Genomic DNA, 25,444 nt, shown 5'->3' on the forward strand with positions numbered 1-25,444 from the left:
GCGATGCAGCAAATTGCTGACTGGCTCGAAAGGCTCGGCATGGCCAAGTACGCGGAGAGGTTTGCCGAGAACGACATTGATATGGCCGTTCTCCCCGACTTGACCGATCAACATCTCAAAGACCTTGGCGTTTCGCTCGGCCACCGGTTGAAAATGCGGCGTGCGATCCGCGATCTCAGGAACGTCTCGGCTGCTGTAACGGCACGTTCTGCACTCGTGGATATCGAGCCTACTCGGCGAGAGGACGCCGAGCGTCGCCAACTGACGGTGATGTTCACCGACCTCGTTGGCTCGACCGCGCTCTCGACCACGCTCGACCCAGAGGATCTGCGTTCGGTAATCGGCGCCTATCATAAGTGCGTCGCGGAGACGGTCGCCCGGTTCGACGGCTTCGTGGCCAGGTACATGGGCGATGGGGTGCTCATCTATTTCGGCTATCCCCACGCCCACGAGGATGATGCCGAGCGTGCCGTCCGGGCGGGACTGGCGATCATCGAGGCGATCGGCAAGCTGGGTATCCAGGAGCCGCTCCGGGTGCGTATCGGGGTCGCGACTGGCTTGGTCGTGGTCGGCGATCTCGTTGGTGTCGGCGAGGCCCAGGAACGCGGGGTGGTGGGCGAGACGCCGAACCTGGCGGCTCGTCTGCAGGGGATCGCCGAGCCGAACTCGGTTGTCATCGCCGAAGGCACTCGAAGGCTCCTCGGCAACCTCTTCGAGCTGCGGGACCTGGGGCCAGGGGAGCTCAAGGGGTTCGCCGGGCCAGTGAAAGCTTTCGGCGTGCTGCAGGCAAGTTCTATCGAGAGCCGCTTTGAGGCGATGCACCCCGGCGGGCTGACTGCACTGGTGGGACGAGAAGAAGAACTTGGACTGCTGTTGAGGTGCTGGTCGCAAGCAAAAAGGGGCAAAGGTCAGGTGGTGCTGCTATCCGGCGAGGCCGGGATAGGCAAATCCAGGCTCTCAACCGCGCTAATGGAGGGGATCGCAGCCGAACCTCACACGCGGTTACGTTACTTCTGCTCGCCGCAACACACCGACAGCGCATTTTATCCAATCATTGGGCAGTTGGAACTTGCCGCCGGATTTGCAGTCGGGGACACACCGCAAACAAAGCTCGAAAAGCTCGGTGCCCTGCTGGCACGGACAAGGACGTCCCCGCAAGACGCGGCGCTTTTGGCTGAGATGCTGTCGCTTCCCAACGACGGACGCTACCCCGCTCTGGAGCTTGCTCCCGGACAGCGGCGTCAGAAAATGCTGGAAGCACTCGGCATTCAATTGGAAACCCTGGCGCGCTCCGGCCCCGTGCTGATGATCGTCGAGGATGCGCACTGGGGCGATCCTACGAGCCTGGAAGGCTTCGGTCGCACGCTAGACCTGATCGCAACGGTTCCCGTTCTCATGGTTGTGACATTCCGCCCGGAATTCGATCCGCCCTGGATCGGGCGGCCGCACGTGACCGCCATGACGATCAATCGGCTGACGAAACGCCAGGTCGGCGCCATGATCGACGGCGTAGTCGGCAACAAGCTGCTGCCGGCGGGCATCAGGCAGGACATCATCGAACGTACCGATGGCATCCCCCTGTTCGTGGAGGAGATGACGAAGGCAGTGCTGGAGGCGGAGGGCCAGAGCGCGGTCGAACGCACGATTGCCGTCGTTCCGTCCCCGGCCTTGGCGGTCCCCGCAAGTTTGCACGCCTCGTTGATGGCGCGGCTCGACCGGCTCGGCCCTGCCAAGGAAGTGGCACAGATTGGCGCGGCGATCGGCCGGGAGTTTTCGCATGCTCTCCTGGCGGCGGTGGTGCGCATGCCAGAGGCGGAACTGGGATCAGCGCTAGACCGTCTCATACAGACTGGTTTGCTTTTCAGGTTGGGCTTGCCGCCGAATGCGACTTACCTATTCAAGCATGCCTTGGTGCGGGACGCGTCCTATGGCACGTTGCTGCGCGAACCCCGCCGCGCGCTTCATGCACGCATTGCCGAAGCAGTTGAAAGCCAATTCGCCGAGACAGCCGAGAGCCAGCCGGAGTTGCTGGCACATCACTGCACTGAGGCCGGGCTAATCGAGAAGGCAGCGGCCTTGTGGGGCAAGGCGGGACAGCGGTCGCTAGCGCGTTCAGCGTTAGTAGAGGCGACGGTTCAGCTAATCCGCGCTCTTTCACAGATTGCGACGCTGCCGGGCACACCAGCGCTGCGTGGCGACCAGATCAAACTGCAGGTCGCGCTTGTGAATGCTTTGATGCACACCAAGGGCCACGCAGCCCCTGAGACTATCGCATCTCTCGATCGAGCCCGCGCCTTCATCGAGCAAGCGGAGTCACTCGGAGAGTCCCCTGAAGACCCGTTGCTCCTGTTTTCGGTCCTCTATGGGTTCTGGGTCGCGAACTATATCGGGTTCAACAGCGACGCTCTCCTCGACTTTGCGACAGAGTGTTTGGCGCTTGCCGAGAAGCGGGGAACAATGGTTCCACTCATGCTTGGGCATCGTCTAATGGGTACGTCTTTGATGTGTACGGGGGCCCTTGCGGAAAGTCGAGCACATTACGATCAGGCGATCGCGATCTACGAACCCGCTGAGCATCGTGCGCTGGCGACTCGATTTGGCCAGGACATGAGGGTCGCAGCCCTATCCTATCGCTCCTGGGCTCTGTGGCTACTTGGCTTCCCCGAGGCTGCAGGCAGAGACGCTGAACAGGCGCTCAAGGAAGCGCGCGAGATCGGTCAAGCGGCCACGTTGATGTATGCCCTGTTCCATACATCCTTTACCCATATCTGCTGCGGAAACTATGCGGCAGCAAGCGCCGAAGCTAATGAACTTGTCCCCCTGGCAGACGAAAGAGGTTCCTTGTTTTGGGGGGCACTCGGAATGCTGGCCCAAGGTTGCGTCTTGGCCCTCACTGGGAAGGTCTCAGACGCCGTCCATGTGATCACCTCGGGTATCATCGCACGTCGCTCAACGGCGGCAACAGCGCTAGAGCCATTCTGCTTATCGTACCTGGCAGGCGCTCATGCTGAACTCGACAACTTCGATGATGCACTGCACTGCATTGGCGAAGCGATGACCAAGGCAGAAACAACTAAGGAAAGTTGGTTTGAGGCCGAAATCAAGCGCATGGCAGGCGAAATCGCGCTATTGTTGCCCGACCCAGACGCAACGAAAGCGGAAGAATATTTCGAACATGCGCTGGCGGTCGCTCGTCAGCAGCAGGCAAAGTCCTGGGAACTGCGTGCGGCTGTGAGCATGGCGCGGTTGTGGTACGATCAGGGCAAACGACAGCAGGCCCACGATCTTCTCGCCCCGGTCTATGGTTGGTTCACCGAGGGTTTCGACACCCGCGACCTGAAGGAGGCGAAGGCCCTGCTGGAGGAGCTCGGGCAGCGAGAGCGCTTGTAGCGGCAAAGGAGCAAGTAGAGGTCGGCTCTTGGCCCTCGCGTCTTTCGGGTGCGCGCAACAATTAGGTCGCTTTCGGGGAAAAGCAGACATCGAGCGGCAGGCGCGCTGCTGCTGGGGCATGACCAATTCTCCAACGAGACTGCGCAAGCCCGGCTGTACGATTTCGTCCATGGGCCACGAGGAATTCGCTTCGGCCCATTTCGACTAAGCTTGAAGCAAGGCCCCCACGCGGACTGTGTGCCCGAAAAGAACTGAAACTCGCTCTCTCGTCGTCGCTGCAGTCGGAACAGGCGCAGCCTTCGGCGGATTCCCCTTGAAGACGAAGCGGCGCCGGGCTTCGTGATATGAGGGATTGGCTCCGAAGAAATTGACCTTCATGCGCTCCAACTCTTCTGCACGATAGTTCGCCAGCGGCTTGATGCTTTCGTCTTCCATACGCCCCTCATGCTTTTTTCGGAGGAGAGCGCGAAATTCCGGGTTTGCGGCGAGGAGCCTGGCGCGGTCTCTTATCTCGGCTTCAAAGCTTCGCGCGTCTTCGCCGAATACCTCGTCGAGGAAACCGATATCGCGCGCTGCCCGCGCTCCGATTGGTTGACAAGCTTGCGTCAGCTTCAGAGCCCGCGCTTGCCCCACTCTCTTTGGCAGCAAGTATGTCCAATATTCCGATCCATAAAGCTCGCCCATACCTCTGTAATGCGGGTTGAGGACGACTCCGAAGGCCGAATAGATGCGATCCGCCGCTAGCGCCAGCATAGCGCCACCAGCACCAGCATTGCCGCGCAATCCGGCGATGACGAGATGGGACATGGTATTGAGAATCTCGAGGACCAGATCGTCGATCGCGTTTATGTTGCGCCAGGATTCCTTGGCCGGGTCATTGCTCGCCTCAATGACGTTGAGATGGATGCCGTTCGACCAGAAATCGGCGCCGCCGAGCAATACGATGACTTTCGTCGGCCGCGAACGCGCGAAGAGAAACGCGTCGCGTAATCTATAGCACTGGGCAGTGCTCATCGCGCCATTGTAGAAGTCAAAGTAGAGGTAGCCCACATCACCCTCTTCTTCATACACGATCTCGCGGAATGTGTGGTGGTCGGTGGGCAGGTTGATCGCAAGTGGAGCTTCGGGCACCCCACGCAACAGCGAGCCCAACACCTGCGTCGCTGGCAACTTAATCCCAGATGGGGAACAAGGAGGCGAATTACATGATCGACGCTCGAAATTCGAATGTACAGCACGGCACTCTGCATTCTGGGGCGCGACTTCACCCTTCGCTTTGAGATGTGAAATCCATACGGCGCCGTCGATCGTGCCGATGCAGATTGCTCCGTCGCGTCGCGCGATAATCTTGCCCGTCGGGCCTTTGAGACGATCTTCAACATGAGCGCCATAAAGAAAGCACGTTTTTCCAAGCAGCGTATCGAGCACCCCGGGGGTGCTGTCCGCGGCGCTTATTTTTGCGAAAATCTCCATAGTCGAATTCCGGCTCCAGTCAATCGCGCGATCACTTTGGCGCATCGTCGGCCGCCAGCAACCGATTACATCTGCGCTACTGTAGTCAAGCGGTTCGGGCCTGAACTGTCGCAACTGGAATTTTTCAACAGCCTCCAGGACTGCCCGCACGGCCGCTTTGGTGACCTGCCGGCGGTACACGCTGCTTTTGGCAATCGAGGAGCCGGAGAGCGCAAAGTTGCGCGAAGCCCAAATCGCGCCTGCGTCCATTTCCGCCGTCGCCTGCAGGACTGTCACTCCCCACATCGTCTGTCCCGTCATGATTGCCCAATCCAGTGAGGACGCGCCGCGGTCGCCTTTCACGCCAGGATGCACGATCAAACAGACGTGTTTAGACCAAATGGCCTCGGGAATCTTTCGTTTCAGCATAGGCGCGATGATGAGGTCCGGCGCGTGTTGCCCGACGGCGTCAAGCATCGCCGATTCGCTGATGGCTAGTGCGACATCGACAATATGTCCGAGCTCAGTCAATTCGATAGATAGTCTCTGGCTGAGACTGTTATGCGCGGTGGTGAGAAAAAGTATTTTCATCAGTCCAGCTTAGGCGTCGAGCCGTCTCCTGTTCGCCAATTAGTGCCGAAAGTGACCCGGCCCTCTTTGGCTACTTCACAACAAATGCTTCGTGTGCAATGTGAGGAAGTTCACAGTCCCGAATGTTCCAGCTTGATCAGCTGTGGGAAAATCGTGCGCAGCCTCGGACGCATCCCGGTCGGGCGCCTCCGAGTGGCGGCCGATCAACGGCCCATGGCCACCGCCCAACGTGAGTCCTGCCCATGGCGCCCGCGCTGCATGAACCTGTCACGGCCGCCAGACCAAGCGGATCAGTCGCCGCAAGGACGTCCGAGGCCACGAGCCCCTCCCGAGATTCGTGCGCTGCGTCGGTCTGGGCTGACGACCACGTTCCTCAAGCCGCTGAGATCGAGCACTAGCCCGTCGCACAGGGCGTGACCGGCCCAATCGTGCCCACCGCCACGAACTGACAGCGAAAGGTCGGCAGAACGAGCGGCTGCGATTGCCAATTGAATGTCCTGCAATGTACGGCAATGAACCACAGTGCGCGGCATGCAGCCGACCGGCTTCGCCCAGATCGCCGTTGCAACCGCGTATCGAGCATCGCCCGGCCCTGGAACGCGGCCGTCAAGCTGTCCGGTGAGTCCTCGCAATGCGCTTTCGATCAGATCATTGGCAGCGGTACTCCGTGCCCGGCTTCATCGCCGGCAGGGTCAAAGAAGAAACTCAAGTTGAATCTTGTTTCCGCCAGTGTGATTCCGTTTCCCAACGGCGTGCACCGCGGTCTGCGAAGCGTTCCATTAGGGCCCTTGCCGTCGCGATCGCCGACCGTGAGCTATTCACGATATCTGCACGTTCAATTGATTGCTCTCAGGCCAATCTAAAGGAAAGCTCATTCCTATCTAAAAGCCTTGGAGGCGTGCCGGTTGCATGATGCGAGCGGAGAAAAGGGGGACCTAACCTCTTCGAGTGATGGGTCACCATGAGCATGCTAAGCAATACTACCGATCTATCCGCGACCCCGTTTATAGTTCGGAGGTCAATAAGACTTCTCACGCGCGGCATTTTTCGGATCGTCAATAACTTTGGCGCTGTCATTATCGCGCAGCGCGAACGCCAAGCAGCCCTGACCATTCTGCGGAGTCTTTCGGACCGAGAGCTGAGGGATATGGGGCTCTCTCGCTCTCAGATCGCCGGTGGTTTGGCCGAGGCCGCAAAGGATCGAGCGCGGCTTCAAAAGCTAGCTAGACGGACATGACTCAGAACCGGCTTTGAGTCGGCGCAGAATGACCCCGGCGCCCTCAGAGGCGGCGGTGGTTTTCAGGCCGCGAGCTTTCGTGCGGATCCTGAACATCGCTGCTTGGCTTTGGCCTTCGCCAACCCGCTGCGCACCCGCTCAACGATCATCGCGCGCTCGAACTCGGCGAACACACCGCACATCTGAAACATCCCCGGCCCGCTAGCGTCGCGGTGTCGATGGCCTGCTGAAACAGAAACAGATCGACGCCTGCCGCATGGATCTCCTGCAGGAAAGTGACCAGACTCTGTAGGCTGCGGCGCACGATCAATTTATCAGTGCACGGCCTAGCTGCTGGCTACCCCTTCCAGCGGTCGGCGAACTTGGAATAGCATCAGAATTGCGAAGCAAGCGGCTGCTGCCGAAAGGTGCTTCAGCGTATGCCCGCTTAGAATTCGACCAAACGAATAGACCTCGTGGTCATAATATTCCAGCAGCTTGGCGAGCGCGTAAAGCCCAGCGGCGCCGACCCAGAAGGGAGTGCCGGTGTATTTCGCCGGAAAGAGGCTGAGGATTAATAGCAAAGCGAGAAACGGAAAAAATTGTGCCCACGCGTAGAGCCGCAAATCGTCGGTCCAGCGCCACAACAAAAGACTGAAAATGCCGATTGCAAGCAGCGGCCGTAACAACATTGCGCCCGCCTTGGCATCCACGCGCTCTTCAACGACAGCGGCAAGTATCGCGGCAAAGCAGAGAGTCATCGGCAATCGATCCCAGAACAACGTGTCGTCGTTCGGATCAAGATGGTAATACGATGAGCCAAAGCCGGTTAAGAAAATCCCGGCGAAGAGCACGAAAGTTGTTGCATCGCGACGAATTTGCGCGAGACCAAACGCGCCTACCGCGATGAAGGGCAGGTTCGAGGCGACATTCCAGAAGTTCGGCACGCCGAACAATTCGCGCTGGTCGGCGAACTGATGATAACTCTGGTCCTGCAACAGGGGCGGAAGCGGCAGCAATGCGACAAGCGTAACAATCATCAAGCCATACAGAACCGGTATCGGCCGATCTCGGACTATGTTGCCAATTGCCATCAACGACGCTCCTTTGAGAATCGTGTCGGATCGTCCACAAAGTTGCGTAGTCGAAGCTGCCCACGGTGGTGCATTGGCTGACCTTGCCGCTGGATCACGCCTTCGGCTTCGAGACAGCCGATGTAGGTCCGGCTGCAACCGAGGTGGAGCGCCAGTGCCGACGCGCTGACGGTCGCGGGCTTTCTGGATCGCAGCCGAGACGCGACGGGCGAGTGATCGTTGCTGACGGACTCAGTCATCGTGTCCGCTCCTGTTGCGTCGGAGTAGGATAGCTAACTTCCTCTTCCGACGGCATAGCGGACCATGCCCGGATTTGCCACTGGCCCAATCGGGTCGCGAATGATGATTCCCCGTACGGCCTTGCCGGCGGCGTTTGGTGCCGCGATGCCGATCATGCCCAAGCGATTGCAAGTCGGGCGCATCCGAATCAACGGCGCCCCTCTGGACAAGCGAGGAACGCATGGCGGGTTCAAGCTGTCGGGTATCGGCCGGGAGTGGGGGCGCGTCGGGATCGAAGAGTTTCTAGAGTACAAATCCGTCATCGGTTGACGCGGGGCGGGCAGGGTCACTTGTTCGACTTGGCTATGGAGGCCGCCCAGCACGATTGCTCTGCCGTTTAGCTGCTGAAACATGAAAGCTTACCTTGAGTGCAGCCTCATGTAGCACGCACTTATGGCTTCACTGACCGTGAACTTGCTCGACGCATCGGCCGCAGGAGTGTCGAATGACGCCGCTATCAGCTCGCTCAATCCTCAGGCATTCCGATATGCCCCGCCGCTATCCGGTCCAAGAAAAAACTTCGCCGGTCGTCAACCGTGCTCGAAGGTGCCCCGGTTGTGCCCCAGTTTTTCTGGGGCACGCTTCTAGGGAAGCAATTCGTTAAGTCGTTGATAGTCAGGGCTTAATGGTGGGCGCACAAGGGATCGAACCTTGGACCTCTCCCGTGTGAAGGTTAGAGCCTGACCCAAATAGGTCACCCGGACGGGGTTCTTGCGTGTTTGCTCCATTACCAGGGGAGCAAAGGGGTAGCGACACTCCGTCCGATCAGTTTCCCGAGCGCGGACGTTAGAAGATTGGAACGACAACCGTGAAGGCGAACTGGCTGCGCAAGAGCAGCAGAGCGCTGGTGTCCACCGACGAGACTGCTCGTTAGCGTAAAAGCGGGACGTTGGTGCGGGCGAGGTCGATCAACTCGCTAGCGCGGCCGTCGAGCACGGCTTTCATGACCCACAGGCTGAAGCCTTCCGCCTGACCAAGCTCCAGCTCGGGAGGCATCGCGAGCTCCTGGCGCGCGGTGACGACGTCTAGGAGCGCCGGGCCGTCATGCGCGAACACCTGCTTCATGGCGGCCAGAAGGTTCGCCGGGTCCTCGACGCGAATGGCGAAAACGCCGGCGGCTGTTGCCATTGCGGCAAAATCGGGATTTGTCAGCGCCACTGCGGTATCGAGGAAGCCGGACGCCTTCATTTCCAGCTCGACGAAGCCGAGCGTGCTGTTGTTGAAGACGATGACCTTGACCGGCAGCTTGCGCTGCAGCAGCGTCACGAAGTCGCCCATCAGCATGGTGAAACCGCCGTCTCCAGACATCGAGATCACCTGCCGTCCGGGAAACGCGGCCTGCGCGCCGATCGCCTGCGGCATCGCATTCGCCATCGAGCCGTGCACGAGTGAGCCGATCAGGCGGCGCTTGCCGTTCATTTTCAAATACCGCGAGGCCCAGACGGTCGTGGTCCCGACATCGAATGTGAACACCGCGTCGTCGGCCGCGAGCTCGCTGATCGTCTTGGCGACGAACTGCGGGTGGATAGGTTTGTGGCCGCGACGGCCCACGGCGAGGTCGTCGAGCCCCTGGCGCGCGCGGTGGTAGTTCGCAAGACTGTCGTCAAGATGCGCGCGATCCGATTTCGGCCTCAGGCGCGGAAGCAGCGCTTCGATCGCGTCGGCGACATCACCGACCAGTCCGAGATCGATGCGGCAACGCCGGCCGAGATTCGCTCCGCGAAGATCGATCTGCGCGATCTTCGAGTCGACCGGATAGAATTGACGGTACGGGAAGTCCGTCCCGAGCATCAAAAGCGTGTCGCAGTCCATCATGGCGTGATAGCCGGAACTGAAGCCGATCAGCCCGGTCATGCCGACGTCGTAGGGATTGTCGTACTCGACGGCCTCCTTGCCGCCCAGCGCGTGGACGATCGGCGACTTGAGCGTCTCCGCAAGCTGCATCAGCTTGTCATGCGCACCGAGACACCCGCGCCCGCAGAGCAGCGTGACCCGCGACGCCTCGTTCAGCATCTTCGCGAGCGCGTCGAGCTCCGAATCGCGCGGCCGCAGCAGCGGGCGTGCCGGGAGCAGCGCATGTGAAAGACGGGCAGCCGGCGGAGCCTCCTTCAGGGCCACATCGCCCGGCAGCACGATGACGGAGACGCCCCGCTCCGCGACCGCGACGCGGATCGCGGTCTCGAAGACGCCAGGGAGCTGTGCGGGATTGGTGACCAGCTCGCAGTAGTGGCTGCACTCGCGAAACAGGTCCTGCGGGTGCGTTTCCTGGAAGTAGTTGCGGCCGACCTCGCTGCTCGGAATCTGCGCCGCGATCGCCAGCACCGGCACGCGCGAGCGATGGCAATCGAAGAGCCCGTTGATCAGATGCAGGTTGCCCGGCCCGCAACTGCCGGCGCATACCGCGAGCGAGCCGGTCAGGTGCGCTTCGGCACCTGCCGCGAAGGCGGCGGTCTCCTCATGCCGCGTGTGGACCCAGTCGATCGTTCCCCCCGAGCGCAATGCGTCGGTGATGCCGTTCAGCGAGTCTCCGGCGACGCCGTAGACGCGCCGAACTCCGGCTGCATTCAGGATATCGACAAGCAGATGGGCGATCGTGCGCGACATGGGACACCTCAGATCAGATGCATTTCGCGTGCAGCCGCAGTCAGCTCGTCACGGAACGAGGGCTGGGCGAGCCCGATCAGGGCGTAGGCGCGCTCGTCCGAGCTCATGCCGCGCAAGTTGCAGATGCCGTGTTCGGTGACGATGTATTGCGTGTCGATCCGCGCATCCGTTGCCGGACCTTGCAGCTTCGGCACGATCCGTGACGCCTTGCCGTGAGCGGCAGTCGAGGACCCGACGATGAACGACAGGCCGCCGCGCGAGTATGACGCGCCCTTGACGAAGTCGAGCTGGCCGCCGGCGCCTCCGTACTCATGCGTCGCCAGGAACTCGGCATTGACCTGACCGGTGAGATCGACCTCGATCATCGCGTTGACGGAGACCACGTTGTCGTTCTCTCCGATGACGCGCGGATCGTTGACGTAATCGGCCATCCGACATTCGATCGACGGATTGTCGTCAATTAGGTCGTAGGTCGCGGCAGTACCCATCGCAACGTTGAACACGCTCTTGCCGCGATCGGTGGTCTTGTGCCGATTGGTGACAGCGCCGGAGGCGATGAGGCTCGCGAGCCCATCGCTCAGGAGCTCCGTGTGCACGCCGAGATTCTTCCGGTCGGTCAGCGCGCCAGCAATGATATTCGGCACGCCACCGACGCCGAACTGCACGCAAGCCCCGTCCTGGATCATTGGCATGACATGCGCCGCGATCTGGCGGTCGGTGTCGGTCGTCGCCTTGCTCGCGTAGGCACTGATCTCGCTCGTGTTCTCGACGATCGCCGATACCTGGGAGACGTGCACCTGACCTGTGCCGTGGCTGCGCGGCATGTTGCGATTGACCTCGACGATGATTCGCTTCGACCGCTCGATGCCGGCGAGGGAGTAGGCGCCGCTCGGACCGAAGCTGAACCAGCCGGCCCGGTCCATCGGCGCGACCTGCAGCAGGAAGACGTCGAAGGGCGGCCGCTCGCGGACGATGCCGGGGATTTCGCTGAACGAATTCGGCACGAAATGGACGATCTTGCGGCTGCGCTCGTTGAGCTGCCTGGCCAGCCCACGCTCGCCCGCGCCGAGGAAGAACGGATACAGCTTGATCACGTCCATAAGGTCGAGACGCATCAGCGCCTCGATCGTCGCCGGAGTCGCGTGCATGTAGTAGACGAGCGCTTCGTTGAGATCGCCCGCCTTCGCGCGATCCGCGAACGCGCGGACGAGCGCCGGGGGCTGGGCGGCGAAGATGCCGAGGAGGACGCTGCAACGCTTCGGTAGGTCGCACAGGGCAAGTTCGGGAGACGTCAGCCGACGACGATACAGATCTTCATGCTTGGTCATTGTTGCCTCCGTTGCGTTCATTCAGTAGCCAGCCGCGGCGTAAGGGCCCATGCCGCGGCGATAGACCAGCAGGGCGCGCTGATAGCGGCACACAAGGTCGCCGCCCTCCACGAAGGCGCGGGTCTCGACTTTTGCGATGCCCTGGCCGGGCCGCGAGTGCGATGCGCGGACCGGGCCGATCGTCGACTCGGCGTAGATTGTCTCGCCGGGCTTCACGGGGCGCGGCAGCTCGATGCCGGTCCAGCCCAGATTGGCGACGACGCGGCCGAGCGTGCGTGTCGTCAGCGCGGTGACGAACCCGACGACGAGCGGCTCGAAGACCGCCGGCGCGATCGCCTGATGCTTCTTCAGATAAGCGGCATCATGCCAGCGTGGATTGATCTCGAGGGATCGCAGCGCGTGGAGGCGGCTTTCCTCGAACGCGATGGTCCGGCCCGGCCAATGGACGAATGTCTCGCCTTCCTTCATATCCTCGAAGGCAAGCCCGGTCTGCTCGACGAGCGCGCCTTGCGCGTCGACGTAATGCGAGCGGAAGCGCTCCTCCTCGGCGGGCGGCTCGTCCGGGCGGTCCTCGGGATGCTGTCCCCGCCGGTACATTTCCAGCCGGGCGCTGATTTTTGAGACAGTCACGTTGTCCTGATTGAGCCCGTCGATCGTGAGCGTGACGATTCCGACCTCCGGGTCGGCGCCTGCCTCCAGCCCGGTCACGGTCGACTCGGCGTAGAGCGTGTTGCCGCCGAAGACCGGATGCGTCATCGCGATGCTGTCGATGCCGAGAATCGCTCGGCGCCGGTACCAGCTGCGCGAGATCATGCCGAGCAGCCGCTGCACCGTCATGGTGCTCACGCCGAGCGGCTTCTTCCACTCGGTCTGCGCCGCGTAGTGACTGTCGAAGTGAAGCTGCGCGTTGTTGACGAGATCGACCGCGTCTTCGCGGTTGTCCTGCTGCGAGACGTCGATGCCGGGACGATGGCGGATGCGCATGCCCTCATGCAGATCCTCGAAGCTCAGGCCGAAGCGCTCGCGGTAGCGGTTCTTGCCGACGCGGACGTAAGCGTAGAGACTCATGGGGTAATCTCCTGCGTTTTGGGGTTTCAGGCTGCTTGAGCGGCGAGCGCGACGGTTCGGCGCGCCGCCTTGACGACCGGGGCGTCGATCATCTTTCCGTCGACCTGACAGGCGCCGCCATGCGCCGCCGCGAACGCGGAGACGACGCGCTGGGCGCGCGCGAGCTCGTTCGCTGACGGCGTGAAGACGGCGTTGATGGGCGCGATCTGAGCGGGATGAATGGCGAGCTTGCAGACGTAGCCGAGCGTCTTGGCGGCGCTGGTCTCGCGCTTGAGACCGTCGGGGTCGTGAATGTCGAGGAACGGCACGTCCCACGCGGCGATCGCGGCGCTCGCCGCCGCCTGCACGATGCGGCTGCGCGCGAAGAGCATCGGCTCCCAGGCGAGCGCCGCGTGCAGATCGGCGGCGAGATCCGCGCCGCCGAACGCAAGTGCCGCGACCGCCGGATGCCTGGCGATCTCGTCGGCCGCGGCAAGGCCGCGCCCGCTTTCGATCAGCGCGACGATGCTTGGAGTCGCTTTGCCGGCGCCGAGGTGAGCCAGCGCGATCTCGACCTCGGTGACCGACTCGGTCTTGGGCAGAACGACGACCGCCGGCTTGCGCGCGGCCCGAAGGGCCATGAGGTCCTCGAGCCCCGCATCCGTGGTGACGTGGTTGAGCCGCAGCGCCCAGACGAAGCCGGCCGGTGCGGCAGCAGAATCGGCGAAGAACGCCAACGCGGCATTGCGAGCGGCCGCCTTTGCGGGGAGGCCGACGCCATCCTCCAGATCGAGGATGACGCCGTCTGCGCCGGACGAAGGTCCGTGAGCAAAGCGGTCCGGACGATCGGCTGGCGTGAAGAGGAGGCTACGAATCAGGGAAAGGTCTGACATCGGTTGGTCCCTTCTCTAATTTGACCGGTTGTCCGGACAAATATCCTTCGCAAAGGCATCCGTCAAGAAATATTTGCACGGACATCCGGACAAGCGTATCTTGCTTGCATGGTTCACGATTCCATCACTACCGGGGGACCGTTATTTCGCCGGATCGCCGATTCACTCGCCGATGCCATCGTGCGCGGCGACTACCCCGCCGGCAGCCGCTTACCATCCGAGTTCGCGTTGATGCGCATGTTCGGCGCGAGCCGGTTCACCATTCGCGAGGCGCTGGTCGACCTCCGCGCGCGCGGACTGGTGGCCAGTCGACGCGGCTCGGGCACAACGGTGTTGCGTCAAACGCCCCAAACGCCGAAGTTCACCGCAATCTCTCGATCAATCGATGAGTTCCTCGCGACCACGATCCCGCTCCAGCCGTTGGAGGTCCGCGACGTCATAGCCGATGAGGCCCTGGCGGCAGAGCTTCGCTGCGAATTCGGCCGCCAGTTCCTCTTGTTCCAAGGCGTTCGCAAATCACCAGGAGGGCCGGATGAGCCATTGCTTACCCTGACCGATGCCTACATCGCCGCGAGCTTCTCGGCGATCCGGCCTTATCTCTTCGAACTGACGGGGTCGATTGCCGGAACCGCTGAACGGGTGTTCGGAATTCGGGTGCGCAAGATCGTCGAAGAGATGGAGCCAATTGTTCATGACGACGAGATGGCCGCGGTCTTCGATGCTCCGGAGGGCAGTCCTGCGATGCTGGTCCGACGATGGTACTATCTCGACGGAGAGACTATCCTGTTGATCAGCCGCTCGATCTATCCGAAGGGGCGAGTGCTGTTCCGAAACGAGCTGCGCCGAAGTGAAATCGGAGTCTCCGACTCGTAAGTCGGGTCCAGATTCCAAACATCATTACGAGGATTGCGCCTGGTCCCGCCAAAAGCGGCGACAATTCACGTGGACGAAGAGCGAAAGACTGACATTAAGCGCTAGCGTACGGCGCGCTCACTCCACCTTAATGTTGTTCGCTCGGATTACTTTGCCCCACTTCTCGGTGTCTTCGGCAATGAACCTGCCAAAGTCAGCTGGTGTCATCGACTTTGGAACGACGCCAACACCGGCCAGTCGTGCTCCTATCTTGTGATCGGCGAGGGCGGCATCGATTTCTTTGTAGAGGTTGTCAACAATCTCGGTCGGCGTGTTCTTCGGCGCGACTAGGCCATTCCATACGCTTGCCTCATAGCCCGGCACAAACTCGCTGATGGTCGGGACGTCTGGCAGCGCAACCAAAGGTGTCCCGCTGGTCACCGCAAGGGCGCGCAACTTGCCCGCCCTAACCTGCTCGATCACCGTGGGTAGCGGACTGAATACCAGTTGCACGTGTCCAGCAAGCATATCGGAGAGGTAGATGGTGCGGGAGTAGTGCACTGGGATCAACAGAACTCCGGTCATCGTCATGAACAGCTCGCCGGCAAGATGAGACGGACTTCCAATGCCGGCTGTCGCCATATTGATCTTGCCCGGAGCGGCCCGGGCATAGGCGATGAACTCGGGAACGGCCTTGGCAGGAAATGACGGATTGACCACCATAATAAGCGGCGTGCGGGTGATGCTAGCGACCGGTGTGGTGTCGCGTAGGAAATTGAATTTAAGATTCTTGTAGAGCGTCGCATTGATAGCATTCGTCGACGTGGCCATCAGTAACGTGTAGCCGTCCGGAAGTGCCCTTATGACCCTTTCAGTGGCGAGATTTGAGCCGGCACCAGGCTGATCTTCGACGATGAATTCCTGCTTGAGCCGCTCGGACAGCCATGCACCTAACAGGCGCGTCAAGGTGTCGGTAAACCCGCCGGCGGCGAAGCCTACGATCAAACGCACCGGTCGCGTCGGGTAGGTGTCAGACGATGCGCTCCGCGAGAGGGCTGGGAGTGCGGCAGCACCCGCTGCCAAGCGCAAAAGCCGACGCCGAGGAAGTCTCATGGCATTAGCCCCCACGAGTTTCGGGTGGACCTCCGCAAATCGACTCCCAGCTTTTTGAAAGTTATCACGTTAGAGCGGCAATGTCTGCTTTGGGACGTGGGATAACGAGAGGCTTCAAGGAAAAAGCCGGGATGCTGACCCGGGAGAAGGCCTATGGCGGCCTTCCGACCGCCACCCGAAAGCTTCTGAAAGCACGTGCGCGGGCAGAGGCGGCTCTCTGAAGAATCGCAGCCGCCCGACGCCTTGGTCGCGTCTGTTCGGAGGTCTCCCTTTAGGAGTACGCCTGAGCAATCCGGGTGAACATGGGTGAGGAGGACCGTAGCTGACGAGCCTGACGTCCAGATCAAATGCGTATGCAAGCTGGAGGGCGCGAGTCAAGGCGGCCGCGATCCAGCTCTCGTCGTTTCCGAATGCTCCCCCACCGAGGCTTGTTAGCAGGAGACATCTGGAGCCGCCGCGCTGCGCATTCAGGACGGTCGCCCAGAGTGTCGTCTCGTGAGCGGCTTCGAGAACCTGCTTTGCAAAGGCAACCCAATGCAGGGGACCTCGCCGTACGCGACGGGTAGAGCGAACAAAAAACTTGCGAGACGACCGGAAGGGGATGAGCGGCATCAGTGACCTCCACGTCGCGATGCTGACCGATGCGCAACTTGCCGCGGAGCGCACACTGCGTTCGAGGTGGCTGGGGCTGGAAACGTGGCATGGTCGAGACGCTGTGACACTCGCAGACGAAAGAGCGAGACAAGAGAACACGAATTTCGACCTAAACCGGCGCCTGTCTCCGACCCTACCGTGAGAACCTGGCCGGCGATGCCAAGGGAAAAGACACCCAGCGGCTACAACCGCTCACCCTGTAAGCCCTGTCAAGGTCCCGGCAAGTCTCCCGGCAAGACGGATTTCAGGCGCGTCGTGTGGGAGCGCGAGAAGTAAAGTCAGAGCGCAAGGGCCGCTAATGGGAATGATCGAGACCCTGTTCGGTCGAGCAAAAGCCAGGCCCGAGCCGGCTGGAAAAAAGCGCTCGACCTTGCCCTCGCCGGGAAGCGGCGGACACCTGCCGCCGCTGGCGAAACAGAACTTCTTAGGTAGCGGGCTCATGTTCAAGGCAGCTTGAGGGTCATCAGCAACTCGACATGGGCGCAATCGCTTCCTGCAGAGAAAAAGCTGACCTCCTCAAGCACCCCGTTGAGCTGAATGCGAACTGTCCCTCGGTGATGACGCCGTGAGGAGCGAAACCGCCAGCACTAGCAGCGTTCCACCGGTGACGCCGGCAAAACGGTCGACTCCAGCCATGATACTCGTTGGAGGGCCGCTACCCTGCACTAACGTCATGATAAAAACGACGGCACCCTGCGTGCCCACATAGCTGATGCCGCGCGTGCTGTTCTGGACGTGCGCGCCGATCCAAACTCCCGCGCTCAACGCCGCGAGCCATGGCAGGAAACTCTCGAACGACACCGTCAACAGTGCGAGACCGGCGACGCCCCCAATGAAGCACCCAAGGATGCGGTGCGTAGCTCGTATCGCGACCTTTTGAAGATTCGCTGCTTCGTTTTCGGAGGTTGTCTGCATCGCCATAACGGCAGCGATAGTAATCGCCGCCTGCGATAGACTTGGCAATTCGAGCCAATTCCAAACCCAGGGTACCAGCATCACTCCAAGCCCGGCGCTCAGCGCGTGCTGCATGGACGGCCACCCCGCGCCGAATAGGTCCGACCAGCCGGGTGCTGCCGGGCCCACTTTCAAATTTTCCCCCTGCGGCGACAGAACAAGCGACACCAGGATCGCGGTAATCGTTCCGATTGTCACTTCCCCGGTACGGTTGCAGGCAATGTTCAGCGCGGACGCCGGATCGTCGAGTGCTGCCAACAGCACCAAACTAGCTGTAGCGGCTCCCAGCAGCCAGGCGTAGCCGTGTCCGCTGAGCTGCAGGCCAAGCACGCCGGTCACAGTGAGCGCAAACAACACAAGACTTAGTGCAATTTGATCCTCGATCAGCCAGGGGCCCAGGAAGAAGCCAACCGCTGCGCCAATTGTCGTGCCGCCGATGCGCAAGACGCCGCGCGCGATGGAGGAAGGTGCGGTGACCTGCATGGACACGAAAGCGCTGATAGCTGCCCACCAGGGTGCATCTACCTGCAACACCAAGGCTGCGATGACGGCAAGGGCAACCGCAAGTGTAATCCTCGTGCAATGCTGGCCTCGCGCGTTGCCGAATCGGATCTCCGCTAGCTCTTGGTACAGTCGAGCTATCGTGTCGCGCAGCAGCGATTTCGCCTCGGTTTGACTATCCTTCATGGTAGAACCACCACTCGCGCATCGGCGCCCATATAGAGCTTCAAGTTCGGTGGCGCATCGACCAGTTTCAGCGTTACAGGGAAGCGGCGCTGCAGGCGTATCCAGTCGGTGGTTGGCGCAACATAGTTTAGCAGACGATTGGGCACCGGGTCGCGGCTGATGCCGCGAGCGATACCGACGACCCTCGCACGATGAAGGTGCCACGGGCTAGAGTCTAACGATATCCAGCCAGTGCTACCGATCGCGAACCCACGGATGTAACTCTCTTTGTAATTGGCAACGATGCGCCACGCATTAGCATCGACGATGCCAATCAGAGGTACATTGGCTTGCGCGGTGTCTCCGACACGCAGAGTTAACGAGGTGACGGTCCCGCTGGTCGGCGCCACCAGTTTGGTGCGTGCCAACTGCCATTCCGCCATAGCTAGTGCGGCCGTTGCCCGCGTTTCCGCCGCCTCGTGCATCGACACGGTGGATTGCGCCAACGCAACGGCCTCTTTTGCCACATCGCGCGCAGCGTTGGCGCGCCGCAGTGCATCGTTCGCCTGGTCGAGTTCGGCAAGCGCAATATCCTGCGAAGTTGCAAGGGTCATCATTCGCGTTTGCGTCTCGCGAGCGTAGTTGGCTGCCGAGCTGGCAGCGACGAGCGCGTCCTGCGCCGACGCGATCCTGTGCTGGTCGGATGCGATCTGAGCACGCGCTTCGGCGGCCTCAGCACGTCCCTGGTCGACCATCAACTGGAATGGGACAGGGTCGATGGTTGCCAGCAAATCGCCCCGAACAACGTCCTGATTGTCGGTTACATGCACGTCGATGATACGACCGGTGACCTGAGGCGCGACCGACACCAGATCGGACTCAACATAGGCATCACCGGTATAGGCGAGGAACGATGTCATTATTTCGTAGGCCGCAAAGACAGCAAGCACGATAGCTGCAGCAATGCCAACCCGTCGCCCGCGCGTCATGTTCACGAAACTCTGCCAATGTAAGCGCTAAGCACTTATGCGAAACGAGGGTCATTTTACCTAGGCCGCTATGTTGCGGAAAGGCCGGTCATAGCACTTCCTATCGGCCGAAGCGCGGCCACTTAGGCCGGGGCCGCCGGTCGTATGGCCGACTGATCTTGGGGGAAGCCGCGATCACCGACATTAAAGATCAGCAAGCGACTACCCGTAGGCCAGTTCCGACGGCGAGTGCTTGACACCGAGCTGGCACCCGATCGGTTCAAGGACTTCTGGCGCTGATGCGCAAATTGCGCGAACCCAATTACTAGCGGTCAGCCGGGGCGAACTCACATCGCGCTCTACTTTTTCTCCCTCGGGAATTCCAGCGACCGATCCTCAAAATCCTCGATCGGGATATCGGTGCCCCTGGCGCCATAGCCTTGCGAAGTCGATGTCGCCATGCCCGTGGTTCCGACCCGACTGTCGATCAGGAGCGCGTGCGAACGGAACAGGCCGGTCCCAGCAGCGAGCAGAGCGATGAACACGAGTGCAGAAATCATCAGACGCTTCATATCAAACTCCAGTTTGCGCGCGCCTTTGGCCACCATTTGCTCAATGCAACCTGAACACGCCATCGACGGCGCGCAGTTCAGCCGGCTTGATCAGCCTGGAATGCGCCACGGTGACCGAGAACAAGGGGCCGTCGAGCTTCTCCCGCCAGAAGGCGAGGAAATCCTGCAGCGCCGGGAATTTCGGAAACAGATCGTAATTCTGCCAGACATAGGTCTGCAGCAGCGAGCGATGATCCGGCATCCGATAGAGGATCCGTGCCGTCGTCAGCCCGTATCCCATCACTTGTTTCCGAAAATCCTCGGAAGCAATCCCAACCCGAGAAGCCATGCCAATCTCCATTCCCTCCACGCTGGTCCGTCCCAGCAGATCATCTTCGCCGTCGCGGCCTGACACCCCCTTATCGCTCCCGAAGCGCCCGCCATCAGTGATGGCCATCACTGTGATGCGACGGGGCTTTTGAAGTCGGTGAGGGCGCTTCAACCCGAAGAAGCGGCGTAAGCGCCCGAAGCGGCCCAAGTAACAACCCAACTGCCCACACCGAGCCCGCCCTGCCAGCCGGGGGTTGCTTGTGTGACAACAAGCACAGTAACTCATTAGGGACAGTCCTAGCCTTGTCAGTCCGGCGGGAAGGATCCCATCCTGAAGCAAGCAGGGAAATCCCATGACCGATGATCTGAATAGCAAAAATCGCGAACTGAAAAATCGCGAACTGAGAAGCGAGGAATTGAGGATCGATGAGCTGGACTCAGTAAGTGGCGGACGAATGAAAATCCCAACTTGGTGGGATTTTCAGCTTAAGGCACTTGCCCCGGTCCGACCAAGTAATCCCGGATTCTGAAACAGGACCTGTGCTTGGTCACTTGAGGCCGCCTCAGCTGGCGGCCTCTCCGTTTGGACACCGCAACGAGCCGTTCCTGCCCCGCCCACGAGCCGGCGGGGCTTTTGCTTCGCCGTGCGCTGGCGGCCCTCGCCTGCGCGTCATTCCGAAAATCGTGATCGCCCGTGACCGTCTATCGCCTTCTTTTGGGCACCTATGAGGAGAAGGCTGTTAGGACGACGCCCAGCGCAGGGGGGCCGGAATGACCGATCAATCCCAGCCGGTAGTGGATCAAGATTTACGTAACCTCACTCGGGTCATCTCCGCGTGCACCTTGGGCCTCTGCGCTTTTGCGATCGGTTTGCTGATCGGGGTCTTTCTGTTTTCGTGATCCTTCGGCAGGCGCCTGCAATTCCGGGCTTCTCCAGTCACATGTGCGTGCGAGGCGGGCGGGTTGATCCGATGTGTGTCGACGGGTCGCTCCGGCGATCCGTTTTGGCCACCCGAGTGGCAAGCGCCGCGAAGGCGCCGAGCCCGTTTCGGCAGCAACCTCGGGAAGTGCAGGGGGTGCGAAGCTGCGCCGGCCCATCAACTGAGCGGGCCTCGCAAATCACGCAACGGCAAGGTCGGTGCTCGATCAGTCTCGAAGCGTTGATCCAACGCAGCGAACCGGCTCCGCGACCCTTCGCCCCGTCATCGACAGTGGGCGACGCAGTGTTGCGGCATCGTCCAGATACAAGGAGTTTCGGATCATGAGGATGAACAATGCCGACACACCGCGAGCCGCACGCGACGCGGGAAGACCCGTCGCTCGCGATCTGGAAAGTTGGCGTCGGTGGTGGATGGAGAACCTCACCACCGACGCCGAGCGCGACCGCGTGCCCGCTGAAAAGCACGCCGAGGTTGGTCGCGGGTTGCAATCACGGGACGTGCGTGGTGCCGCCGCTCACCACAATCTGCCAACCGGCCCCGAGCAGAACGGGGACGAACATGGAGGACACCAGGATCTGCCCCGCTGGCGCTCGGTGTCACCGTCGACCCATCTGGCAGGTGTACGATGGTCGGCACAGCGGTGCCCGTCGGCGGCTGCATGGCGCTTCAAGAGAGCAAGCCGGAGACCGATTCCGCTGCTGCATCGATCGTTGACGAGATTGAGCAGGAAGATCTAGAGGCCGAATGCAAGGCCGAGGAGGCCGCGTCGATACGTGAGTCGGAGGATGAAGCCGCGGAGGCTGAGGCTATCCTGGATGGCCCTCCGCCAGACCTGCCGCTAACTCTAACGCCACCAGAACCGCAAAGGTTGGAAGCTGGCACGGAATGGGCGGGGACCGGGGCGTTTTTCAATTCCGTTACCAACTTATTTGAACTGCGCACGAAGCCGGCCGCGAGATTTGTAGGCCAGTGCTCAGCAGCTGAGTTGCGTTCAGTCAGCGACTTCCTGCTGACCGTGGCAGCGGCCGAGAGGGACGTCGACGTCGTGAGGGCGGAGACGGTCTAATCCATGTCCCGCGCCCGCCAGCACTTCCGCCAATCAGACCTGGTCAAGGCCCTCAAGGCTGGCCAAGGTGGGGGTGTCGGGGCGGGTCGAGATTGCGCCCGATGGGCGTATGGTGGTCATTGCAGGTAAACTGGGGCAGGGGCAGGATGTCGACCATTCGGCTAACGAATGGGACTCAGTTCGATGAAGCGTCGCAACCCGCCTTTCGTGCATGAGTACCAGACCCAGCGCTGCACCACTGCGTATTATCTCCGTCGATGGATGCCCCAAGATTAGACTCCGTATTCCGGACGACGTGCTGCCGTGGTCGCCATCGTTCATGGCGATCCATGAGGCAGCGATGACCGAGGTACCAGGCAAAACCCGAACTCGGCGCGGGCCGCACGATCCCTGGCACCGTGAATGCGGCGCTGGTCAGCTACTATCAGTCGACCGCCTTCACGAAGGGCCTCGCGAAATCGACACAGAGTAACCGGCGCGCCATCCTCGAAAACTTCCGCAACGATCACGGCGACAAGCGCATCGCCATGATGCACACCCAGGCGCTGCAGAATATCCTGAACGGCAAGGGCCCGATCGTGCAGCGTAATTGGTGCAAGGCGCTTCGCGGCTTTGTCGATCATTGCTTGTCCATCGGCATGATGAAGGTCGACCCGTTGGCCGGCGTGAAGCTGGCGAAGCTGAAGAAGTCGACGCGCTTCCACCCTTGGAGTGAAGACGAGATCACGAAGTACCGGGGGCGGCACGCGCCTGGTACCAGGGCGAGGCTGGCACTCGAGCTGATCCTACAGACCGGACACGCTCGCGCCGATGCCGTCAGAATGGGCCGCCAGCACGTCAAGAGCGGCAAGCTGCCGATGCGTCGCCAGGCGCTAGCCCAAGCGATCTAGCTATGACCACAACTTCGGCGTCACAAAGGAGGACGAAGCTAGCGGTCATTTCAGGTGCGGCCTGCCAGTCCAACGGTGGGGAGAGGTCTTCTGCATCGCAGTTGAAACGGCGCGGGATCGCTGAGCCGCCAGAAATGGCATTTGAGCTGAGCTGCATTGGTTGCCTCCTGGTTGCCGGGATGTCGGCGCCCGCCGCCCGGTCCTCGCGGGGTATTGGACGTCTCGTCGAGGATTCCGGCCGCCGCGTAGTGGCAGCTGGCGCCTGCCCGATTCAGCACGTCACGTGGAAAAGCCCTATCTTTTTCGCATGCGACCTGTTGAACGTACGGATCGCCTCAGGGGTCGGCTGCAACAGCACCTTGCAGCCCTTTTTCACGAAATACGCCTCAGCTTGCGGCGATAGATGCACATTGCCCAACTGGCCCGAGCCGAGAATGAGCTGCTCGCATCCGTTCTCAAAGACGAACTTCGCCTCGTCCTTCGAGAGGACATGAGAGGTGCCGTAGTACTTCTTCGATAGCTTCTTCTTTCGCTTCACCACCTCGCCGGATAGACGAATGATCACGTCGTGCTCATAGGTTTTTCCGTCAATCGTGATGGTGCCGAACGTGGTGCGATCGATCTCCATGGCCTGTTTCCAATCTCCGCACGAGGCCGTGACTTCGCCTCGGCAGACGCGCGCCATATCGGTGCTCTTCCGACGACGTTGCTCCCGGTCAATCGCCGGATCCTGGACTGCTTCACGCCAGGTCGGCCAGCTTCGATGGAGGCACCGCGCCGTTAGCCCCGCGTCCGATCTTTTTTTCTCCTCAGCCTCTCAGGATGGCCCCTCGGCGGAAACCTATGGCGCAGCCTGCTATCGGGCAAGCGCTGGGTCGGGTTGAAGTGTCGCAGGTCGCCCGGATGGGGTTTCGGGAGAGTTCGAGAGAGCCTCTTCAGGATGAACTCGCTCCGGCACGGTCCCGCCCCGTCCCGGGGGACCAAAAAGCGCTCCAGCCCACCCGGCACGAAGCTGAGCAGCAGGGTCGCCTGGTCGCCGACCACCTCGATCGTATGCGGCACACCGCCGGGAAGAGCCGCGTAGGCGCCCGGCCCCACCTCGACGCGGCATCGCCGACCCGCGCGATTAGCTGCCCCTGCACCGCGTAGACCAGTTCGTCCTCGCGCGAGTGGGTGTGCAGCGGCGGGGATCTTGGTGGTTGGGCGGGGTCAGGCAGTATGACATAATCCACGACGTGGACCCGTTAAGTCCATTGCTTCTTTGTCAAAGGAGAATCGACATGTCCACGTACATGCTTCTCTGCAATTTCACCGAGCAAGGTGTTCGGACCATCAAGGAAATGCCGCAGCGTCGAGCGGCCGCCAGGGAGTTGGGCAAAAAGTTTGGCGTTGACATCAAGGCCGGCTATCTCGCCATGGGAACATATGACCTCATCATCCACGCCGAGGCCACCGACGATGAGGCCATGGCCAAGTTTCTCTTGTCGCTGGCCGCCATCGGGAACGTACGGACGACTTCGGTCAAGGTGTTCCCGGAAGCGGACGTTGACAAGATCATCGCGGGACTTGCGTAAGCTAACGCAAATCAAAACGAAGGTCAGTTGTTGGCACATAACGTCGGCCAGCGCAGCGACATGTCTGCGACAAGGTGCGTGGTTTGCTCCCTAAGTCGCGCGGGCCGTTCGCCACATCGGGTCAAGCTGAAGAACCCGGTGTCGCCTTCGAAGGATGTGCAGAGGACTCAGTCGTTCAGAGATGAGCACGCGGCAATAGCCATCCCATGATCTTCTGATACGGATCGCGATGACTGCGGACGAATGCGTTCTCGTTCTGCTGAGCGGCGGTCCTGGCGAATTCAGAAATCCCCTCCATAGACTGCCGTTTATCCTTCGGAAGCTTCGCCCATTGGCGAATGATCTTCCGGCGGGCTTCGCGTTGCTTTTCCCTTACGTCAGGCATCGGGACGCTCCTTGAAGAGGATTATTCCGGTCGACCTAGTATTGTTTGGGCTCACTAGAACTTCAACGTCCAATCAAGAACTCTTAGCCCAAGACCGCCAAAGCGCTCGGCATTGCCGTGCCTTCCACCTTGCTGGCACTCGCCGACGAGGTTTTCGAATAGAGTTCGCCCTTGCTGCACTGCATGAGAATCGAATGATCGCGAAATATCCAGCCCGACGGTGAGGCAGAGGGACCTCAACGGTAACCCATCGCAGACGTACACCGGCTTATTCCAGTTGAAATCCGGCCGGACATCGGCACCGCTCCTGCCGCAGGCAGAGCAGGTGAACCTAGGCTCGATGTCGGACACGCGCACCTCATCCGGCCAGCGATCGGCGCTCAGGGTCGTCCAATGGCCGCAACGGTGGTCGGCGCAATAGACCAGGACGCCGCGCACGCCCATCTCGCGCATGTCGGCGAAGGTTATCTCGACCGGGCGGTGACCAGGCGGTGTACGGTTCTCTTGGTGGACAGGTCCAACCATACCGCGATCAAAGCGGCACCGGGAGATATCGGCAAATTATCAATCTCTTGGGCGTCTGAGCGCACCAGGATTCGGAAGCTA

Annotated in this window: 27 protein-coding genes; 9 read left to right on the top strand and 18 right to left on the bottom strand. The window is 61.0% G+C overall.

Annotated elements, in window-relative coordinates; all coding sequences use genetic code 11:
* Positions 1-3 precede the first annotated feature (3 nt).
* Positions 4-3,390, top strand: a complete 3,387-nt coding sequence (locus tag NLN62_RS30860) for an adenylate/guanylate cyclase domain-containing protein (RefSeq protein ID WP_254111325.1) — start codon at positions 4-6, stop codon at positions 3,388-3,390.
* A gap of 204 nt (positions 3,391-3,594) precedes the next feature.
* Here NLN62_RS30860 and NLN62_RS30865 read toward each other — a convergent pair whose 3' ends face one another.
* Positions 3,595-5,433 carry an enoyl-CoA hydratase-related protein gene (locus NLN62_RS30865; protein WP_254111326.1) on the bottom strand — a complete coding sequence of 613 codons (1,839 nt, stop codon included), beginning with the start codon at positions 5,431-5,433 and terminating at the stop codon, positions 3,595-3,597.
* 290 nt (positions 5,434-5,723) lie between these two features.
* On the bottom strand, positions 5,724-5,966 hold the full coding sequence (locus NLN62_RS30870; RefSeq protein WP_084801953.1) for an FAD-binding protein: 243 nt from the start codon (positions 5,964-5,966) through the stop codon (positions 5,724-5,726).
* Between the two features lie 434 nt (positions 5,967-6,400).
* Here NLN62_RS30870 and NLN62_RS53630 point away from each other — a divergent pair, with 434 nt between their 5' ends.
* Positions 6,401-6,670: a DUF1127 domain-containing protein gene (locus NLN62_RS53630; RefSeq protein WP_371933140.1), complete on the top strand. Its 270-nt coding sequence runs from the start codon at positions 6,401-6,403 to the stop codon at positions 6,668-6,670.
* A 62-nt stretch (positions 6,671-6,732) separates the two neighbouring features.
* On the opposite strand, the gene NLN62_RS30875 is transcribed toward NLN62_RS53630, so the two are convergent.
* From NLN62_RS30875 to NLN62_RS30885, 3 genes are all read right to left on the bottom strand, one after another.
* Entirely contained in the window at positions 6,733-6,861 is a 129-nt protein-coding gene (locus NLN62_RS30875) for a recombinase family protein (protein WP_371933042.1), read from the bottom strand.
* A gap of 135 nt (positions 6,862-6,996) precedes the next feature.
* Complete coding sequence (locus tag NLN62_RS30880) at positions 6,997-7,743, bottom strand: ceramidase domain-containing protein (protein WP_035665038.1); 747 nt, start codon at positions 7,741-7,743, stop codon at positions 6,997-6,999.
* Entirely contained in the window at positions 7,743-7,982 is a 240-nt protein-coding gene (locus NLN62_RS30885) for a hypothetical protein (RefSeq protein WP_156944893.1), read from the bottom strand. The genes NLN62_RS30880 and NLN62_RS30885 overlap by 1 nt, the downstream gene beginning before the upstream one ends.
* Before the next feature lie 100 nt (positions 7,983-8,082).
* Between NLN62_RS30885 and NLN62_RS30890 the strand changes: the two genes are divergently transcribed.
* Entirely contained in the window at positions 8,083-8,292 is a 210-nt protein-coding gene (locus tag NLN62_RS30890; RefSeq protein ID WP_027527873.1) for an aldehyde dehydrogenase family protein, read from the top strand.
* Positions 8,293-8,892: 600 nt separating this feature from the next.
* Here the strand turns inward: NLN62_RS30890 and poxB are convergent.
* Genes poxB through NLN62_RS30910 form a run of 4 tightly spaced genes read right to left on the bottom strand, consistent with a single transcriptional unit; the run spans position 8,893 to position 13,894 of the window.
* Entirely contained in the window at positions 8,893-10,626 is a 1,734-nt protein-coding gene (gene poxB / locus NLN62_RS30895) for a ubiquinone-dependent pyruvate dehydrogenase (RefSeq protein WP_254111327.1), read from the bottom strand.
* Between the two features lie 8 nt (positions 10,627-10,634).
* A complete protein-coding gene (locus tag NLN62_RS30900) occupies positions 10,635-11,954 on the bottom strand; it encodes an acetyl-CoA hydrolase/transferase family protein (RefSeq protein ID WP_027527871.1) in 1,320 nt (439 codons plus the stop codon).
* A gap of 21 nt (positions 11,955-11,975) precedes the next feature.
* Positions 11,976-13,022, bottom strand: coding sequence for a MaoC/PaaZ C-terminal domain-containing protein (locus NLN62_RS30905; protein ID WP_254111328.1), 1,047 nt, complete (start codon positions 13,020-13,022; stop codon positions 11,976-11,978).
* Positions 13,023-13,048: 26 nt separating this feature from the next.
* The gene (locus tag NLN62_RS30910; protein WP_254111329.1) at positions 13,049-13,894 is read right to left on the bottom strand and encodes a CoA ester lyase; all 846 of its coding nucleotides are present in this window, start codon (positions 13,892-13,894) and stop codon (positions 13,049-13,051) included.
* Positions 13,895-14,002: 108 nt separating this feature from the next.
* On the opposite strand from NLN62_RS30910, the gene NLN62_RS30915 reads away from it, so the two are divergent.
* Positions 14,003-14,767, top strand: coding sequence for a GntR family transcriptional regulator (locus NLN62_RS30915; protein WP_254111330.1), 765 nt, complete (start codon positions 14,003-14,005; stop codon positions 14,765-14,767).
* Positions 14,768-14,884: 117 nt separating this feature from the next.
* Here the strand turns inward: NLN62_RS30915 and NLN62_RS30920 are convergent, their stop codons facing one another.
* On the bottom strand, positions 14,885-15,757 hold the full coding sequence (locus NLN62_RS30920) for a tripartite tricarboxylate transporter substrate binding protein (protein ID WP_254111331.1): 873 nt from the start codon (positions 15,755-15,757) through the stop codon (positions 14,885-14,887).
* 1,060 nt (positions 15,758-16,817) lie between these two features.
* On the opposite strand from NLN62_RS30920, the gene NLN62_RS30925 reads away from it, so the two are divergent.
* The gene (locus NLN62_RS30925) at positions 16,818-16,970 is read left to right on the top strand and encodes a hypothetical protein (protein WP_156944892.1); all 153 of its coding nucleotides are present in this window, start codon (positions 16,818-16,820) and stop codon (positions 16,968-16,970) included.
* A 59-nt stretch (positions 16,971-17,029) separates the two neighbouring features.
* On the opposite strand, the gene NLN62_RS30930 is transcribed toward NLN62_RS30925, so the two are convergent.
* From NLN62_RS30930 to NLN62_RS30945, 4 genes are all read right to left on the bottom strand, one after another.
* Positions 17,030-18,154: an FUSC family protein gene (locus NLN62_RS30930; protein WP_254111332.1), complete on the bottom strand. Its 1,125-nt coding sequence runs from the start codon at positions 18,152-18,154 to the stop codon at positions 17,030-17,032.
* Positions 18,151-19,122, bottom strand: a complete 972-nt coding sequence (locus tag NLN62_RS30935) for an HlyD family secretion protein (protein ID WP_254113758.1) — start codon at positions 19,120-19,122, stop codon at positions 18,151-18,153. Before NLN62_RS30935 ends, NLN62_RS30930 begins: the two co-directional genes overlap by 4 nt.
* A 338-nt stretch (positions 19,123-19,460) precedes the next feature.
* Positions 19,461-19,673 carry a hypothetical protein gene (locus NLN62_RS30940; protein ID WP_254111333.1) on the bottom strand — a complete coding sequence of 71 codons (213 nt, stop codon included), beginning with the start codon at positions 19,671-19,673 and terminating at the stop codon, positions 19,461-19,463.
* Between the two features lie 40 nt (positions 19,674-19,713).
* The gene (locus NLN62_RS30945) at positions 19,714-20,001 is read right to left on the bottom strand and encodes an usg protein (RefSeq protein WP_027528055.1); all 288 of its coding nucleotides are present in this window, start codon (positions 19,999-20,001) and stop codon (positions 19,714-19,716) included.
* A 334-nt stretch (positions 20,002-20,335) separates the two neighbouring features.
* Between NLN62_RS30945 and NLN62_RS30950 the strand changes: the two genes are divergently transcribed.
* The 3 genes from NLN62_RS30950 (at position 20,336) to NLN62_RS30960 (ending at position 22,879) form a co-directional block, all read left to right on the top strand.
* The gene (locus NLN62_RS30950; protein ID WP_254111334.1) at positions 20,336-20,512 is read left to right on the top strand and encodes a hypothetical protein; all 177 of its coding nucleotides are present in this window, start codon (positions 20,336-20,338) and stop codon (positions 20,510-20,512) included.
* Between the two features lie 1,036 nt (positions 20,513-21,548).
* Entirely contained in the window at positions 21,549-21,989 is a 441-nt protein-coding gene (locus NLN62_RS30955) for a hypothetical protein (protein WP_254111335.1), read from the top strand.
* Positions 21,990-22,387: 398 nt separating this feature from the next.
* A complete protein-coding gene (locus NLN62_RS30960; protein WP_254111336.1) occupies positions 22,388-22,879 on the top strand; it encodes a hypothetical protein in 492 nt (163 codons plus the stop codon).
* Here NLN62_RS30960 and NLN62_RS53635 read toward each other — a convergent pair.
* Positions 22,827-23,036 (bottom strand): hypothetical protein, encoded by a 210-nt coding sequence (locus NLN62_RS53635; RefSeq protein ID WP_371933043.1) that lies wholly within the window; start codon positions 23,034-23,036, stop codon positions 22,827-22,829. The two genes, NLN62_RS30960 and NLN62_RS53635, sit on opposite strands and share 53 nt — an antisense overlap.
* Positions 23,037-23,150: 114 nt before the next feature.
* Positions 23,151-23,507 carry an Mth938-like domain-containing protein gene (locus NLN62_RS30965; protein ID WP_027528059.1) on the bottom strand — a complete coding sequence of 119 codons (357 nt, stop codon included), beginning with the start codon at positions 23,505-23,507 and terminating at the stop codon, positions 23,151-23,153.
* A 652-nt stretch (positions 23,508-24,159) separates the two neighbouring features.
* Between NLN62_RS30965 and NLN62_RS30970 the strand changes: the two genes are divergently transcribed.
* Entirely contained in the window at positions 24,160-24,453 is a 294-nt protein-coding gene (locus tag NLN62_RS30970; RefSeq protein WP_027528060.1) for a GYD domain-containing protein, read from the top strand.
* A 175-nt stretch (positions 24,454-24,628) separates the two neighbouring features.
* On the opposite strand, the gene NLN62_RS30975 is transcribed toward NLN62_RS30970, so the two are convergent.
* Together NLN62_RS30975 and NLN62_RS53640 are read right to left on the bottom strand one after the other, a co-directional pair.
* Entirely contained in the window at positions 24,629-24,838 is a 210-nt protein-coding gene (locus NLN62_RS30975; RefSeq protein ID WP_254111337.1) for a hypothetical protein, read from the bottom strand.
* 54 nt (positions 24,839-24,892) lie between these two features.
* Entirely contained in the window at positions 24,893-25,291 is a 399-nt protein-coding gene (locus NLN62_RS53640; protein WP_371933044.1) for a hypothetical protein, read from the bottom strand.
* Positions 25,292-25,444 lie beyond the last annotated feature (153 nt).

The sequence above is a fragment of the Bradyrhizobium sp. CCGUVB23 genome, from assembly GCF_024199885.1.
GTDB lineage: Bacteria > Pseudomonadota > Alphaproteobacteria > Rhizobiales > Xanthobacteraceae > Bradyrhizobium.

What these genes read in the sequence shown, in the direction of transcription:
- NLN62_RS30975 (WP_254111337.1), bottom strand. Translation starts at nt 24,838, where the DNA reads ATGCCTGACGTAAGGGAAAAGCAACGCGAAGCCCGCCGGAAGATCATT.
- NLN62_RS30940 (WP_254111333.1), bottom strand. Translation starts at nt 19,673, where the DNA reads ATGAAGCGTCTGATGATTTCTGCACTCGTGTTCATCGCTCTGCTCGCT.
- NLN62_RS30910 (WP_254111329.1), bottom strand. Translation starts at nt 13,894, where the DNA reads ATGTCAGACCTTTCCCTGATTCGTAGCCTCCTCTTCACGCCAGCCGAT.
- NLN62_RS30880 (WP_035665038.1), bottom strand. Translation starts at nt 7,743, where the DNA reads ATGGCAATTGGCAACATAGTCCGAGATCGGCCGATACCGGTTCTGTAT.
- NLN62_RS30905 (WP_254111328.1), bottom strand. Translation starts at nt 13,022, where the DNA reads ATGAGTCTCTACGCTTACGTCCGCGTCGGCAAGAACCGCTACCGCGAG.
- NLN62_RS30955 (WP_254111335.1), top strand. Translation starts at nt 21,549, where the DNA reads ATGGTCGGCACAGCGGTGCCCGTCGGCGGCTGCATGGCGCTTCAAGAG.
- NLN62_RS30865 (WP_254111326.1), bottom strand. Translation starts at nt 5,433, where the DNA reads ATGAAAATACTTTTTCTCACCACCGCGCATAACAGTCTCAGCCAGAGA.
- NLN62_RS53635 (WP_371933043.1), bottom strand. Translation starts at nt 23,036, where the DNA reads ATGCAGCTCAGCTCAAATGCCATTTCTGGCGGCTCAGCGATCCCGCGC.
- NLN62_RS30970 (WP_027528060.1), top strand. Translation starts at nt 24,160, where the DNA reads ATGTCCACGTACATGCTTCTCTGCAATTTCACCGAGCAAGGTGTTCGG.
- NLN62_RS30875 (WP_371933042.1), bottom strand. Translation starts at nt 6,861, where the DNA reads ATGTTTCAGATGTGCGGTGTGTTCGCCGAGTTCGAGCGCGCGATGATC.
- NLN62_RS30870 (WP_084801953.1), bottom strand. Translation starts at nt 5,966, where the DNA reads ATGCCGCGCACTGTGGTTCATTGCCGTACATTGCAGGACATTCAATTG.
- NLN62_RS30900 (WP_027527871.1), bottom strand. Translation starts at nt 11,954, where the DNA reads ATGACCAAGCATGAAGATCTGTATCGTCGTCGGCTGACGTCTCCCGAA.
- NLN62_RS30890 (WP_027527873.1), top strand. Translation starts at nt 8,083, where the DNA reads ATGATGATTCCCCGTACGGCCTTGCCGGCGGCGTTTGGTGCCGCGATG.
- NLN62_RS30935 (WP_254113758.1), bottom strand. Translation starts at nt 19,122, where the DNA reads ATGACGCGCGGGCGACGGGTTGGCATTGCTGCAGCTATCGTGCTTGCT.
- NLN62_RS30930 (WP_254111332.1), bottom strand. Translation starts at nt 18,154, where the DNA reads ATGAAGGATAGTCAAACCGAGGCGAAATCGCTGCTGCGCGACACGATA.
- NLN62_RS30965 (WP_027528059.1), bottom strand. Translation starts at nt 23,507, where the DNA reads ATGGAGATCGATCGCACCACGTTCGGCACCATCACGATTGACGGAAAA.
- poxB (WP_254111327.1), bottom strand. Translation starts at nt 10,626, where the DNA reads ATGTCGCGCACGATCGCCCATCTGCTTGTCGATATCCTGAATGCAGCC.
- NLN62_RS30925 (WP_156944892.1), top strand. Translation starts at nt 16,818, where the DNA reads ATGATCGAGACCCTGTTCGGTCGAGCAAAAGCCAGGCCCGAGCCGGCT.
- NLN62_RS30885 (WP_156944893.1), bottom strand. Translation starts at nt 7,982, where the DNA reads ATGACTGAGTCCGTCAGCAACGATCACTCGCCCGTCGCGTCTCGGCTG.
- NLN62_RS53630 (WP_371933140.1), top strand. Translation starts at nt 6,401, where the DNA reads ATGCTAAGCAATACTACCGATCTATCCGCGACCCCGTTTATAGTTCGG.
- NLN62_RS30860 (WP_254111325.1), top strand. Translation starts at nt 4, where the DNA reads ATGCAGCAAATTGCTGACTGGCTCGAAAGGCTCGGCATGGCCAAGTAC.
- NLN62_RS30945 (WP_027528055.1), bottom strand. Translation starts at nt 20,001, where the DNA reads ATGGCTTCTCGGGTTGGGATTGCTTCCGAGGATTTTCGGAAACAAGTG.
- NLN62_RS53640 (WP_371933044.1), bottom strand. Translation starts at nt 25,291, where the DNA reads ATGCGCGAGATGGGCGTGCGCGGCGTCCTGGTCTATTGCGCCGACCAC.
- NLN62_RS30915 (WP_254111330.1), top strand. Translation starts at nt 14,003, where the DNA reads ATGGTTCACGATTCCATCACTACCGGGGGACCGTTATTTCGCCGGATC.
- NLN62_RS30950 (WP_254111334.1), top strand. Translation starts at nt 20,336, where the DNA reads ATGACCGATGATCTGAATAGCAAAAATCGCGAACTGAAAAATCGCGAA.